Genomic DNA, 15,333 nt, shown 5'->3' on the forward strand with positions numbered 1-15,333 from the left:
ATTATCCGGGAGGAATGAACATGCCGCTGATCAGAAGGGTTAACCGGCTGCAGAAAGAGCTGCAGCTGCGCTGGATTAAGGAAAGCCGCGATATCGGGGAGTGGTCCCTGCAAAGAGCGTTTTATGCGGATGAAGGAGAGTACCGGTATGAGGCTGAACGGGAAACTGCTGCTCCCGGCCGGCTGCAGAGCCAGGTTAGAGAAACGCTATTTCTGGAAGCGGCGGTTCAGATACCGGAGGAATGGGCGGATGAACAGGCAGGTATTGTATTCAAGGCCGGAGGAGAGGGATTGTTGTCCATCAATGGAGTTCCCTATCATGGACTCGACAAGAACAGAAGCTTTGTTCCTCTGTCCAGAACGCTTGCGGCAAGCGGTGAGCTGAAGCTGAATATAGAGCTGTATCATGTGCCGCTCATTCCCGACGACCCTTTAAACGGCCAGAAGGATAACGATGCCCCGCCTGTCCAATTCCAGGAAGCCCGGCTGGTAACTGTGAACCAGGCTGCCGAAAGCTTGTATTTCACAGTCACCTTATCTATGGAGACGCTGAACAGGCTGGCGGAAAGGTCTGCTGAACGTCTTCAGCTGGAACAAGCGCTTGAGGATGCAATTTTGTTTATCGGGAACCCGGCGGAGGCGGACGAGGAGCTCTTCCGGCAGGCGGAGGAGCAGCTGATGAGCAAGCTTCAGGCTGCTGCGGGCAGCCGGAATCCGGGGGACGCCGGAACGATGCATATGGTCGGCCAGTCGCATATTGACCTCGCCTGGCTGTGGCCGCTGAAGGAGACCGTACGAAAAACAAGCCGGACCTTTTCAACCGTTATTACGCTTATGGAGCATTATGAGGACTACCTGTATTCGCAAAGCCAGCCGCAGTTGTACGCTTATGTGAAGAAGCATTTTCCCGATTTGTATGAACAGATCAAAAAGCGAGTCGCAGAAGGGCGCTGGGAGCTTGTCGGCGGAATGTGGGTTGAGCCGGATCTGAACATTCCTTCCGGGGAATCGCTGGTCCGGCAGCTGCTGTATGGCCGGGCTTTCTATGAACGGGAATTCGGAAAAACCTCCCGGGTGGAGTGGCTGCCTGACACGTTTGGTTATTGCGCTTCTCTTCCCCAGCTGCTGAAAAAGTCCGGGGTGGACTATTTTATGACCACCAAAATGAACTGGAACGACACGAACGCTTTTCCATACGACCTGTTTTACTGGGAAGGCATTGACGGAACGAAAGTTCTGTCCTTCCTGAATCATGGCCTTAATGAGAACACACTCCCGGGAGATGTGGGTGAGCACTGGGACAGCTATAAGCAGAAAAAAGCCCATCCGGAGCAGATGCTGCTCTACGGATACGGGGACGGCGGGGGTGGCGTGACCCGGGAGATGCTGGAGGTCATTAGCCGTTCTGCAGCATTGCCCGGTCTTCCGGTGAGCCGGTTCAGCACCGCTCATGACTTCTTTGACGGTGTCCGCGAGGCTGCTCCCAAGCTTCCGGTCTGGTCGGGCGACATGTACCTGGAGCTGCACAGGGGAACCTACACGACACACGGTAGCAACAAGCGCTGGAACCGCAAGGCTGAGGCGCTGTACCGTGAAGCCGAAATTTGGAACTCCCTGTCCTATCTGTCAGGTGTGTCGACACTTGAGGAATGTGCGGAGCTGCAGCAGGGCGGACTCCAGGAAGGCTGGGAGCTGCTGCTGCTGAACCAGTTCCATGATATTATTCCCGGCACTTCGATCCCGGAGGTATATGTTAAATCGGCAGAGCACTATGAGAAAATATTCAGCCGAGGGAAAGAAGCGCTTAGCAGGGGACTTGAGGCACTGGCTGCAGCTGTAGATACCCAGGGAACAGGAACCCCGCTGCTTCTGTTTAACAGCCTTTCCTGGAACCGCAGCGATGCTGCCATACTGACCGGAGGAGCCGAGCTGCTGAACAAAGCCCCGTACGATGCCGGCGGAAACCCGCTGATGTACGATCTGCTGAAAACCGAAGACAGTTACCAGATGAGCTTCTATCCGGGGGAGGTACCTTCGCTGGGTTATACTACGGTTTGGCTGCGGGATAAAACGGATGAAGATGCGGAGACAATTACGTGCGGGACTGATGAATCTGCAGCCGGCCGGGAGACTGCCAGAACTGCTGCAAATCTGCAAAGCTGGGAAACAGGGAATTACAGCTTACAGTTTGACAACTCCGGACAGATTGTCTCCTGGGTTGATAAAGCAGCCGGCCGGGAGCTGATTACGTCTGGGTCTGCGGCCAATCATCTGCAGCTATTTCATGACCGCCCGACGGTCTGGGATGCCTGGGATATTGATCCGCATTTTGCGGAGCAGCCGGCGGCGGAAGCCGTTCTGCTCTCCAGTGAGGTCATGCTTCAAGGAAAGACCAGGGACATCCTGAAGTTCTCCTGGCAGCTCAATGATTCGCTGATCGAACAGCATCTGATTCTGTATCATCAGTCCCGCCGTGTCGATTTCGAAACCCGGGTGGACTGGCATGAGGAGCACAAGCTGCTCAAAGTTGCTTTTCCTGTAGATATCCGCTCGGCCAAGGCGGTCTATGAAATCCCGTTCGGCAGCATTGAGCGGCCGACCCATACCAACACGAGCTGGGAGCAGGCCCAGTTCGAGGTGTGCGGACACCGCTGGGCGGATCTGTCGGAAGGCGGTTACGGGGTAAGCCTGCTGAACGACTGCAAATACGGCTACAACATCAAAGGCAGCATCATGCGCCTGTCCTTGCTGCGCTCCCCGCGCTGGCCGGACAACACCGCAGATATCGGGGTGCATGAGTTCACGTATTCCCTGTATCCGCATGAGGGCGGCTGGAGGGAAGGGGATGTGGTCCGGCAAGGCTTCGAGCTTAATCAGCCGATGACATTGTACGCCACAGCAGCACATGAGGGCGTACGTCCTTCTGCTGCTTCATTACTGGAGGTGCGGAGCCGCCACGGTATTGTCGATGCAATTAAAATAGCCGAGGACTCCGGCGGAACTGTAATCCGGCTCTATGAATCCGGCGGCGGCAGGGAGCAGCTGGAGCTGGCGTTCTCTGCCGGACTGGAGGGACAGAAGCAGGCAAGTGAGGATACTCTGTCTGACGAGCCGGGCAGAGATTCGATAAGGGTAATAGAGACCAACCTGATGGAACAGCCGGAGGAGAACCCGCAACTATCATTAAAGAGCGGGACGGTAACCCGCACGCTTGCACCCTATGAAGTGGTTACAATAAAAGCAGTCCTTCACTGATAGCATGACCATTAAGCAGCTTTTCCCCTTGGGAGGAGCTGCTTTTATTGTGGCAGCACAAGAGGATAGATATTTCCACCCGGATCGTAGATGCATGGGATACGTTAATTTGTGAGCGCTTGCTACAATAACACTGTAAGCTAGAGGAACAGGTTCCAGCGATGATCGATCCTAAACAAAGGGGAGTGCATGCAAGTGACAAGAAAACGTTCACTGATCGGATCTCTGACTGCGGTTTTTGCCCTTACCGGGATACTGGCCGGCTGCGGCGGCAATAACAATGCCGGAAGCGGGGATGCAACCGCACCGCCGTCCGGTTCGGCGGCTACAACGGCACCTGCGGCTACAGCCGCTGAAGTGCAGAAGGTGAATTTCTCGATCGTTTCGGCCAGACCGGGTGATGAAGCTTTTTACAAGGAACAAATGGACATATTTATGAAAGCGAATCCAGAGGTGAAGGTGACGGTCATTGCCAATCCGACGGAGCAGTATAACAATGCGCTGCAGCTGTCTTTTGCGGCTAACGAAGGTCCGGATATCTTCTTCATTGAAGGCGGCCAGCCGCAGGCGAGAACGGTGTATGACAATAAATGGGTGGAGCCGCTGGACAGCTATATCGATGATGCTTTTGTGGCCCGCTTCCCGGAAGGGGCCTTCAGCCGCACCAGCCAGACTCGTGTGAACGGGGAGATCATCGGGATTCCGGTCCGCGACCCGCGCTTCGACAAGGTAAGACCGCTGTATTACAACAAGACTATACTGGAGCAGTACGGCTACAGCGAACCGCCTAAGACGCATAGTGAATTCGTCGCAGCAGCGACCAAGATTACAAAAGAAGGCAAGGGCCAGGTATACGGCTTCGCCATGATGGGGAAAGCACCGGCGGTGTTCGGACTAAGTGTTTCGGGCCTCGGCTCCGGGCTTGAAGGCGGAGTAATCGGGTATGAGGGCAACACGATCATCAACCTGAAAACCGGACAGTTCTCGTCGAAGTCGGCGACACCGGTCGTAGAAATCCTGCGGCAGCTGAACGCGCAGAAGATAGTGGCACCGGGCTGGGAGAACTGGGATACCGCGCAGATGCACCAGCAGTTCGCAGCCGGACGCGTGGCGATGTTCATCGGGGCAGCGTGGCAGGCCGAGGAAATCCGCAAGCTGAATGAGGGTATGGATATGGGCATTGCAGCTGCACCTGTACCGGATGCCGGACGGAGCGGATACCGGGATACTCCGACGATTGCCGAGCCGCGTTATGCAATGAGCTCACAGTCGAAGTCGAAGGATGCCGCCTGGAAGGTACTGGATTTCCTCGGATCAGTGGAGTTTGAACGGGCGAATTATGAATATGCAAAAGAGCTCGTGCTGATGCCGGCAGCAATGGAAGGCATAACAATGTCCGCAGACATGGAGCAGATTGTGAAGGTCATGGATGAGACCATCCGGATGGCTCCTGCAGTCAATACGAATAACCAGAACTATGACCAGTTCTCGAAGAGCATCAGCGATGCCATGCCGAAGCCGAAGATTCAGGAGGTATTCCTGAAAGCGGTAGTCAGCAACGAGGATCCGGTACCGCTGGCAGAGGACTACGATGCCAAGGCCAATAAGGTCATCGATGAGCAGATCAAGATTGCGAACGACGGCGGCATTGATTTTAGCAGAGAGGACCTTAAATATCCCGATTGGAATCCGATGGAGAATTATATTATCGAGTAAACGTTAACCTGTAGTCCCGGAAACCATACAGAAACAGACAGGAGTGAATTCACGATGGGTTACGGCACACCGCAGCAGAGTATTCCTGCTTCCGCCGGCAAGGCTCCGCTCTCCAAAAGAGCGGAGCTGTTCAAACAGATCAAGAAGCACCGCTACCATTACCTGTTCGTGCTGCCGATGCTGGTGTTCTTTGCCGCTTTTACCTTGTGGCCGATGATTGCAAGCTGGTATTATTCGTTCTTTAACTGGGACGGCATCGGCTGGCCGACGGATTTTATCGGGCTTGGCAACTTCAGGGAGGTCGCATCCGACCCGGGCTTCTGGAATGCTTTTATGAACACGTTCCTCTTCGCCCTGACGCATGTGCTGATCCAGATGCCGCTGGCGCTGATCGTTGCGGTCATTCTCAACAACCAGTTTCTTGCGGGGAGAAATGTATACAGGCTGCTGCTGTTCGTGCCGGTTATCTCTACTACAGCGGTTATCGGTGTTATTTTCTCGATTCTGCTGAACCCGCTGGGCGGTGCGATCAACGAAATGCTGCTGGGCACAGGGCTGATTAATGAGCCAATCAACTTCCTGGGATCTACTACACTTGCGTTGCCGACACTGCTGGCCGTTTCTGTCTGGAAAAGCTTCGGTACGCCCATGATCTACTGGCTTGCGGGGCTGCAGACGATTCCGGGTGAGCTGTATGAGGCAGCCAAAATCGACGGGGCGAGCAAGGTGCAGAGCTTTTTCCGGATTACCGTTCCGATGCTGGCGCCGATTGGCCTTGTAATAACACTGCTCACTTTTATCAACAACCTCGATCCGTTTGATCTGGTCCGAACAATGACTGAAGGCGGGCCGGTAAAAGCGACCGATGTGGTGCAGACTTACATTTTCCGTTATGCATTCGAACCCGAGAGCGGCTCTTCCCGTTACGGCTTCGCCTCGGCAGCAGGCATCCTGTTTAGTCTGGCCGTGCTTGTTGTTGTTATCATTCAGGCGCTGACCGGTAAAGCTGCCCGCAGATCCGGCACGAAAGGAGCCTAAGCCATGTACCGCCTAAACCGATTCCTTAGACAGCTGCCGGCCCAGGTCCTGCTGCTTGCCTTCACGTTAATCTGGAGTTATCCGTTTATCTGGATTATCTCCTCTTCCTTTAAATCGCAAAGTGAAATGTTCCTGGGCGGCATCAACATCATCCCCAAGGAGCCGACGTTCGACAATTTTGTAAGGGCGTGGGATCTGGCTAACTTTTATCAATATTTCTTCAATTCGGTCATTGTTACCGCTTCGGTTGTCCTGCTTGTGCTTGTCATTACCTCCATGGCGGGTTATGCGCTGGGAAGAGGCAGCATGCCCGGTAAAAAGCTGATCATGACCATGCTGGTCATCTCGATGTTCTTGCCCAAAGGCTTCACTATTCTTCCGCTGTTCGAGCTGATCGTCGGCCTGGGCTTCAACAATACACTGATGGGAGTTATCCTGGCTGAATCGGGTCCGTCCAAAATCGTATCCATCCTGCTGTTCGTCGGCTATTTTGCCTCGCTGCCCAAAGAGATGGAGGAGTCCGCAACAATTGACGGGGCCGGTTATTTCCGGATGTTCTTCAGCATTATGCTTCCGCTGTCTAAACCGATTCTCGGCACGGTAACAATTTTCAGCTTTATCGGGGCGTGGAATGCGTTTTTTGTTCCGCTGACGTTCACTTTAAGCAAGCCGTCGCTGCGGACGCTGGGTGTCGGGATGTACAACTTCTTTGGAACGAACAGTGTGGACTGGACCGGTCTGGCGGCGGGGGCGGTTATGTCGGTGGTGCCGATCATCATCGTATTCCTGTTCCTGCAGCGGTATTTTATCGAAGGTCTGGCCGGTTCCATCAAAGGCTAATCAGGCAGGAGGTGTAAGAATTGGGCCAGTCAAAATCAGTCCGGACGGAGGTTCTCGTTGTTGGAGGCGGAACAGCAGGCTGTGTGGCGGCTATTGCGGCTGTTGAGGAAGGAGCGAAGGTCATCCTGATCGAAAATGATACTGCACTTGGCGGGGTTGCTACCCGCGGCGGTATCCACCGGTACTATTACGGTTCTCCCGGAGGGCTGCAGGAGGAGATTGACCGCCGGACCTCAGAGGCAGCTGCAATATTCGGAGGCAAAACCAAGGGCTTTCATCCGGATGCCAAGCGGGTGATGCTTGCCGCCCTTTGCCGGGAAAAGGGAATTGAGGTTCACCTGAATTCCGTTGTGTATGAGGTTATTAAAGAGGATGAGAATGTAGCCGGTGTGCGTGTTCTGTCACCGGCAGGGCGATTGGAGATTCGTGCAGGGGTGACCATCGACGGCACCGGGAATGCCCATCTCGTGCGAATGGCCGGGGGCAGGCTGAGGTACGGCCGCGAGCTGGACGGCGTGTATCACAATTATTCCTTCATTCCGCGCAGAGTGCTGGACGGGGAGATCGGGTATGACAATCTGGATGCCGGATGGGTAGATCCGTACGATCCCTGGGATGTGTCGCGGGCTTTTATCCGCGGCCGTGAATGGGTCAGGGAGGGGTATGCAGAGGGTGCGCATTATTTTGCAGTCTCGTCCATGCTCGGGGTCCGGGAAGGCGGCCGGATCGAAGGAGACACTACAATTACACTGGAGGATTATATTGAAGACCGGCCTTCACCGGAAGTGATCTGCCGCAGCTATTCCCATCTGGATAATCACGGCTTCGATACAGGGAATGAAAGTGAGTTCAGCCAGCTGTGGATTGCGGTCATGGGCTTGTTCGTCAAAGGCCTGTGGTGCGATATTCCATACGGGGCGCTTTTGCCTGCCGGTATCGGAAATCTGCTGGTGGCCGGACGGGCCTTGTCTGTAGACCGGGATGTGGGAATGGGTGTACGGATGCAAAAGGACATGCACAAGGTTGGCGAGGCGGCAGGGGTTGCCGCTGCAATGAGTAGCCGTTCCGGCTCTGCACCGCGTGAGCTGGACCGTTCCGTGCTGCAGAAGCGGCTGGTCGAACGGGGAGTGCTGGAGGCTGAGGAGCTGGAGCGGACTCATGGCCGGAATCTGCGCTTTAAGCGCGGTGAGCTGGCTGGTGTGGAGCTGGGAAGGGAGAGCGCCGCTTCGTATGCAGAACAGCTTGCATATTATTTCGAGACGGACGAGCGGTGGAAGGCAATCTGGCTGCTGGCCAGTTCAGCTGAAGCTGCACAAGACCGTCAGGTCACCGTTTTGCTGGAAAGCAAGCTTTATGAAGGCACACCGGAGGCTAGATTCTGTGCTGCTATCACAATGGCTAAGCTGGGAAGAGAAGAAGCCATTCCATACCTGCTGGAACGCATTGCCGCCAGGGATATGAACAAGCTCAGCAATCATCCCAAATGTGTACCGTTCTGGATTGCCTCATTTGTACTGCTGCGTATGCTGAAAAGCACCGCTGGAGTGAGTCAGGCGGCTGCTGCACTTAAAGATCAGCCTGGCGCGGTTCACAGCACTTTTCTACTGGATTACTTGTCTGTTATTTGTCCGGTGCTGAGCGCCGGGGAACGTGCTGAAGCTGCCGGTGCTGTTGAGGTGTGGTTATCATCCGGTGAACTTGGAACGGATTACCGGATGCACGGGGACCGGCCGGAGTCGCTCGGCTGGAGCCTTGAACTCAGAGCGGCAGCGCTGCTGGCAAGTTTGAACGGGGAGCAAGGGAGGGACATTGGAGGTGCGGCGGCTGCTGCGGCCGATCCGCGGGGGTATGTCCGCAATGCGGCAGTGCGGCTGCTTCCTTGGAGTTTTAGAGAGAGTGTGCCTGAAGATGGGGCTGTCCCGCTGCTCGGTGAGTTTGATGTTGCAGTGATTGGTGCCGGGACCGCAGAGGTTATCTGTGCGGCAACGTTGGGCCGTCAAGGCAGGAAAGTGGTGCTGATTGCTGACGGAAGTGCTTTGATGACTGAGGTTACGAAGTCCAGAGTGACCTATTTTAAAGGGCTTGACGAGTCTGCTGGCGGAGTCGCATACGAGTTGATTGATCTGTTGCGACAAGAAGGAGCGTGGAACGGAGAGCAGCTGGAGCCTGTATTGGTGCAACTGGCGGCGGACCAGCTTTTGCAGAATGCCGGGGTAAGCGTTCTGTATGAGGCACGTTGTCTGGAGGAGCAGAGGGCAGAAGGGCGGAATCTAGTTGAGATCGCCTATAAGAACGGCAGAGGGCTGGTTGCCGCCGGCAGAATTATTGGGCAGACTTATCGGACGGGAGTTAAAGTGCAGGCCGTTTCAGGTACATTGACTGCGGTTTTGATAGGCTCCGGGTCATTTGGAGAGTCGGCAGACTGTGCCTGGATGGAATGGAGCCATAGCGGTAACAGGCTATCTATGCGGCTTCGGCCTGGTTATTATCCGGAGGAGGCTTATCTGGATGTCCATTGGTCTTGGGAAGCTGCCGAAACGGCAGGCACCGGGGAGCTGCTTGTGCTGCCGGCAGTTGAGCATCTTCGACAACAGGGACTCATATCGGAGCATGCTGCGCTCGCTTATATTGCAGATGAGCCTTGGCCGGAAGGACTGTCTGACATATTGGAAGCAGCCGGCGGGGACAGGACTGAGCAATTATGGATTGCGGAGCAAATTACAGCCGGAGCAGCTGCCTCTGCAATCGGTTAAGCCTTGTTATCGGAAATAGCAGGATTTATGTTCATAGAATGTCTATTCCAATTAAAAAGGAGCGATTATTCATGAGTATTCTATCTTCATTACCGTTAATGCGTATAGCTGAAATTAAGGTGGAAGCTTCGCCGGGGACTGAGATTACATTCAGCTCCCTGTCCGCGCTTGTGCCTGAGGGCACCCGCCATCTGGTTATTGAAGTCAATGCTGCCCAGACTTACACCGAGCGCAGATTCTGCGAAGTTATTCTGAACGGAGATACTGCCGCCCATTATAACCGAAGGGAGTTCGTGGCTACAGGCTCTGCGGTAACGACAACCAGCACAACGAATACCAATGTTGCCCAGGGCGTGGACATTCCTCCTTCAACAGCAGGATACGGGGGCGGATATCTGCTCTTTCCGTTTGCCTTCCGCACGGATAATCTGAAGCTGTGGCATTCCATGGGATCTTCGCTGGAGACCAGGCTGCAGCGTCATGCCGGAGCCTGGGAGAATACAGCAGCAATTGACGCTATCACTCTGCGTCCGTGGCAAAATGTGCCCGGAGGGGTTAACCAGTGGGCTACGGGCTCCATCATCACCCTGTATGCAGTCAATGAAGCGCTTCTGGCCGCAGACCGGCTGCCGGATGCGCAGTCCAAGAAGTTTACGTTCGGCACACTGCCAACGGATGCGAATCATCTGATCCTGCTTATGTATCTCCGGTCCAGCCATAATGTGTCCACCCGTCAGGGCGACCGGGTCTATCAGGAGCTTAATCAGGATAGCGCCTCATCCAATTATCCTATTCAGCGTTTCGGCGGCGAAGGGATTGCGGATGCTAAAATCATCGATGAATTTTATAACGAGAAACGGGTCGGCTGGTCAACAGCAGCAGCAGCTCCGGCGGATTCCTTCGGCAATCTGGTGGTCATGTATCCGGAATACCGCAGCACGGATTTCCATAAGCCGTGGATAAGCCAGCATGCCGCATACGAGGATATTTTCTATCCTGTCAGCCAGGAGAACGGCCGGAGAAGGAACACGGCGGCATTGACCCGGCTGCATTATTTCCCGGGAATGGGCGGGGAATCTTATCTTCCCGGTTCGATCATGAGCGCGTATAAGTCCGGGACACCGGCTGCAAGGCATGTTGTCTCAGCTTCCGGCGAAGCGTCGGTCACGCTTCAGGTTCCTGCCGGGAGTGTCGGCCTCCGTGCGGTAGTGGTAGCCAGAACAAATAGCAGCGCGGCAGAGGACCGGCTGCTGATCGAGCTGAACAATGATGCTTCTGCGGCAAGCTATGCAATCCGCAGGGCATCGGCCAAAGGGGAACTAAATACCGAGGGCACCCATGAGACTGTGCTGCAGACAGACAATGAAATCGGAGTCATTCCGGGCGGCGGGGCGGAGGCAGGCCAATACGGCTGCGGTGCACTGTCCATTATCCGGCATGCAGAGACCGACCGTCATAAGCATATTCTATCTCTGATCGGCGCAGCCGGCGGCCGGCTGGCCTTGTACGGCGGGCGCTGGAAGAGCAACGCAGCCGTAACCTCTGTGACCTTCAAACCGAAGTCCGGCACACTATTTGCCGCCGGCTCTGTCTTCGAGCTGATTGTTGCTGATGATGCACTTTAGGTGAATATAGGGGCGGGGCCATGTGCAAATGAAGGGATAAATGCTCTTGATTTGATCGGATGAGGCGTCTACGCTCAAATGAAAGGCAAAAATGCCCTTGATTTGGCCAAATGGGACATCTACGCTCAAATGAAAGGCAAAAATGCCCTTGATTTGGCCAAATGGGACATCTACGCTCAAATGAAAGGCAAAAATGCCCTTGATTTGGCCGAATGGGGCGTCTACGCTCAAATGAAAAGCAAAAATGCCTTTGATTTGGCCAAATGGGGCATCTACGCTCAAATGAAAGGGAAAAATCCCCTTGATTCGGCCCGATGTGGCTGCCGCGACCAAATGAAAGGGAAAAATCCCTTTGATTCAGCCCAACATGGCGGCCACGGTTAAATGAAAGGCAAAAATGCCCTTGATTCGGGCCAATCTGGCTGCAGCACTCAAATGAAAGGCAACATGTCCTTCACTCAGCCAAATGTGGCGGCCTACGGCTAATGTCCCAGCAAATTCAAAAAGGAGTACTCCCGAACACATAGCGGGAGTACTCCTGTTTAACGGCGCCACTAGACTGTGCCCTTATGGAAGCCTTCCTCCTCCCGGTACTGGCTGGGCGTCTTGCCGACCAGTCTGCGGAAGATCCGGGCGAAGTATTTGTAATCGGGTATGCCGACCTGCTCGGCGATTTCACCAACCTGCTTATCCGTTTCACGCAGGAGCTGTTTGGATTTCTCAATGCGGTAGCGGGTCACGTAATCGGAGAAGTTGATGCCGGTCTGAGCTTTGAACAAATGGCTGAAGTAGTTGGGGCTGATGGCTGTATATTCGCTGATATCCGCTACACTGACAGGCTCCCGGTAATGCCTGGCTACATAGTCCAGCGCCTTCTGTATTTCACTGCGCTGCACAGGCTGGTCGAAGGACAGCTGGCTGGTGCTTTGCTTCCACAGGAACAGGCGCAGCAGAAATTCTTCGGCGTCGAAGATCGTTTCGATCCCGCCGAGTTCAGAGTGAAAACGGCTGCGGGAATCAGCATCCGCCGTAGTCCAGCGTACGGCCAGCTCCTCCATCCAGCGCAGCAGTTCAGCAGGCCGGAGCTGCATCCGGGTAACCGGACGTATGTATTCGTCATGCACCAGACGCTGAAGCTGTGACGGATCACTCCAGCCGGCAAGCCGTTCATCAGGGTCGGGAAACGCAGACAACGATAGGGTGTGAGCATCTCCTGCAACAACGTGTTCCTTCCCGCGCAGAGTTTCCTGTCCCGCAGTTAACCCGGCACCGTAAACATGCAGCCCGCCGTGCCCGTGATAGAACAAGTCAGTTTTCAACTCCTCTAACTCGGCGAAGGCTGATCCGAACGACGCCTGCCAGGCGTGCGGACCTGCATCCATGCGGTGTTCAGTGCTTATGCGGACAGAAACAGTGAACGGCAAATATTTTCTCGCATGATGTAAAATATTTTCATAGAACAGCAGATGCTCCGTCTGATCTATGTAAGCTTCAGGCAGTTGAATCCATAGTCCGATACTCTGCTGCTCCCATTCAAACACATTGCATAGCAGATTCCTGTCAGCAAGCTCCTCAATAAGACGCATCATCACATACTTGAACAGGGAGAGATCCTTGGGATGAAACGTCCGGGACAGTGCGCTATACCGGTCGATGCTGACCATCCCCATTACAAAAGCCGCCTCCGGCCGGTGCCAATTCACGAAATCACAGGTACTGTTTAGCTTGGAGAGGGACTGCACGGCCCCGGAGCGGATATCGAGGATAAGCTGTTTGCGCAGCAGCGGCTGGCTGTCCTGCAGATGCTTGCGTTCCTCAATGGACAGCAGCATCTTTTCACGGTCGGCTTCGATTTCAGATCGCGCTTGAATCAGAATCTCCAGCAGCTCCTGATAACCCGAGGTCACCTTCAGCAGATAGCCCAGCGCCCCGAGCATAACTGCCTTACGGGCAAATTCAAACTCCTGAAAGCTCGACAAAATAATCACTTTAACCCGAGGCATGAGCCGTTTCAGCTCCTCTGTCAGCTCAAGTCCGTTCATCCGGGGCATTACGACATCGGTGATAACAATGTCAGGACTAAGCTGTCTGCACAGCTCCAGTGCTTCTTCACCGTCCTCTGCTTCGCCTACGATCTCAAACCCATGCTCCTCCAGCGGAAAAGCATAGCGGAATCTCTCGCGGATTAGCGCCTCGTCATCCACAACGATACAGCGGATTTTGTCCAGTACAACCGGATTAATGCTCATCTGCCTGTCCTCCTCTCAAGGCCGGGAAAGAAATAATGATTTTGGTCCCCAGCCCTTCGGTACTTTCAATCTTCAGACCGTAAGCCTCACCGAACTGCAGTTGCAGCCGCTCATGAACATTCCTAAGCCCCATTGATGAATAACGGGGGAGCTCTTCAGCAGCATGAGTATCATTGTCAGAAGGCTCCAATAGTCCGGCAAGACGTTCGGGTGCAATACCAGTGCCGTTGTCTTCAACGTAGAGCTGCACAATTTTGGATTTGTACAAACTGCCGCTTACTGTGATTTGCCCGTCTCCGCGCCGTTTTTCCTTAATTCCGTGAAAAATGGCATTTTCCACAATCGGCTGCAGGGTCAGCTTCAAAATATGGCAATCAAGGATTTCATCGTCCACCTTGAAGGTAACATCAAATTTGTTCTGGTAGCGGATCTGCTGCAGATACACGTAATGCTTCAGTCCCTGCAGCTCATTGTCCAGCGTGGTTAGCGCTTCCCCTTTGCCCATCGAATAATTCAGCAGATTGACGAGCGCATGCAGCACCTTGGCGATTTCGTCCGTCCGCTTCAGATCAACCAGGGCATTAATGGAATTTAGCGTATTATAGAGAAAATGTGGGTTAATCTGAGCCTGAAGCGCGCGGAATTCGTATTGCTTTTTCATCTTTTCAATTCTCAGCTTGTCGTCGATCAGCTCCCCGATATGATCCAGCATAACATTAAAGGAGTCCGCCAGTGTGCGGAACTCATCCTTACGCTTCAGGTGGACCCTTAGCCCCAGGTTGCCTTTTTGAATACGGCGCATCTGCAGAATCAGGCCGGAAATCGGTCCGTCGATGTAACGGGCAAGGAAGAAGGAGATAATCAGCGACATCAGGATAAAAAAGAGCACCAGATAGATAGCATAAGCCCGCAGCTGAGTGACCGGAGCGAGAATGTCCTGCTTGTCAACAAAGCTGACCAGCTGCCAGTTCTGGGAGTTAGGGCTGCCGAACAGAGCGACAAATTCTTCATCCTTAGTATACAAGGGGAGAACGCCGTCGGCTGCCTGCTGAAGATAGCTTTTGATCTGGGGAAAAAGACCGCTATATTCGTCCTGCCGTACTTTAACAGAGCTGAGGATCGGCTGGATATCCGGGTTGAACAGCAGGGTGGAGGTGGTAGGAGAGGGGTTCATGCCCGCAATCAGCTCGTTCAGGGCCAGCAGATCGATGTCGGCAGCGAGAATGCCCTGAATGTCCATTCCTCTGTAAACGGTTACGGCAATCGTCAGCACAAGTCCTTTACTCTCCGACTGGTAAGGCCCGGCTGTCTGCAGAGATGTCCAGGAGTCGCGGGCAGAGGCGAACAACTTATCAATAAGCGGCTCCGGCAGCACAGTGGTTTGTGCAGTTTCATAAATCGAGTAGTCCGGAGCAATGAAATACATGCCTCTCGAAAATGGATACACGGAATATTGGTACATTCGAAGTACATTGGTAACGCCTTCCCGCGACTGGTCGGTTTCCGACAGCTTTCCGGCCAGCTGGCCGAGCGGGGCTTTTATATCCGACAGGATCCGCTCCAGCTGCTCGGATTGACGGTCAGAATAGGATTTCATCTGGCTCATCTGTTTTTCGGTCAGCAGATCGGTTATATACCGGTAGGCGATCAGGCTGATGGACAGCGCAACTGTAAGCATGCAGGCGAGAATGATGATGAACATTTTAAAGCGGATTTTGTGCATAAAAAGCAGCAGCTTCCTCATAGCCGGTGGTCCTCCGCATTTTTGACCTGTAAGACCAGTTTAACGACCCTTTTTCGCCACTGTCAATGCATGAGGCAAAGCGGGTAGATTTATCCACCCTGATCGTAGCTGTGT

Annotated in this window: 9 protein-coding genes; 7 read left to right on the forward strand and 2 right to left on the reverse strand. The window is 54.0% G+C overall.

Features of this window, described 5'->3' with window-relative positions; all coding sequences use genetic code 11:
• Window positions 1-20: 20 nt before the first annotated feature.
• From NST84_RS14220 to NST84_RS14250, 7 genes are all read left to right on the forward strand, one after another.
• Window positions 21-3,254 carry an alpha-mannosidase gene (locus NST84_RS14220; protein WP_342566191.1) on the forward strand — a complete coding sequence of 1,078 codons (3,234 nt, stop codon included), beginning with the start codon at window positions 21-23 and terminating at the stop codon, window positions 3,252-3,254.
• A 195-nt stretch (window positions 3,255-3,449) separates the two neighbouring features.
• The gene (locus NST84_RS14225; protein ID WP_342566192.1) at window positions 3,450-4,970 is read left to right on the forward strand and encodes an extracellular solute-binding protein; all 1,521 of its coding nucleotides are present in this window, start codon (window positions 3,450-3,452) and stop codon (window positions 4,968-4,970) included.
• 54 nt (window positions 4,971-5,024) lie between these two features.
• Window positions 5,025-6,008 (forward strand): sugar ABC transporter permease, encoded by a 984-nt coding sequence (locus tag NST84_RS14230; RefSeq protein WP_342566193.1) that lies wholly within the window; start codon window positions 5,025-5,027, stop codon window positions 6,006-6,008.
• A gap of 3 nt (window positions 6,009-6,011) precedes the next feature.
• On the forward strand, window positions 6,012-6,848 hold the full coding sequence (locus NST84_RS14235) for a carbohydrate ABC transporter permease (RefSeq protein WP_342566194.1): 837 nt from the start codon (window positions 6,012-6,014) through the stop codon (window positions 6,846-6,848).
• A 20-nt stretch (window positions 6,849-6,868) separates the two neighbouring features.
• Complete coding sequence (locus NST84_RS14240) at window positions 6,869-9,601, forward strand: FAD-dependent oxidoreductase (protein ID WP_342566195.1); 2,733 nt, start codon at window positions 6,869-6,871, stop codon at window positions 9,599-9,601.
• A 71-nt stretch (window positions 9,602-9,672) separates the two neighbouring features.
• The gene (locus NST84_RS14245) at window positions 9,673-11,226 is read left to right on the forward strand and encodes a hypothetical protein (RefSeq protein WP_342566196.1); all 1,554 of its coding nucleotides are present in this window, start codon (window positions 9,673-9,675) and stop codon (window positions 11,224-11,226) included.
• Window positions 11,227-11,304: 78 nt separating this feature from the next.
• Entirely contained in the window at window positions 11,305-11,610 is a 306-nt protein-coding gene (locus tag NST84_RS14250) for a hypothetical protein (RefSeq protein ID WP_342566197.1), read from the forward strand.
• 170 nt (window positions 11,611-11,780) lie between these two features.
• Here NST84_RS14250 and NST84_RS14255 read toward each other — a convergent pair whose 3' ends face one another.
• Both NST84_RS14255 and NST84_RS14260 read right to left on the reverse strand, forming a co-directional pair.
• Window positions 11,781-13,475, reverse strand: coding sequence for a response regulator (locus tag NST84_RS14255; RefSeq protein ID WP_342566198.1), 1,695 nt, complete (start codon window positions 13,473-13,475; stop codon window positions 11,781-11,783).
• Window positions 13,465-15,219, reverse strand: coding sequence for a histidine kinase (locus tag NST84_RS14260; RefSeq protein WP_342566199.1), 1,755 nt, complete (start codon window positions 15,217-15,219; stop codon window positions 13,465-13,467). Before NST84_RS14260 ends, NST84_RS14255 begins: the two co-directional genes overlap by 11 nt.
• Window positions 15,220-15,333 lie beyond the last annotated feature (114 nt).

The sequence above is a fragment of the Paenibacillus sp. FSL R7-0345 genome, assembly GCF_038595055.1.
In the GTDB taxonomy this organism is placed as follows: domain Bacteria; phylum Bacillota; class Bacilli; order Paenibacillales; family Paenibacillaceae; genus Paenibacillus_AQ.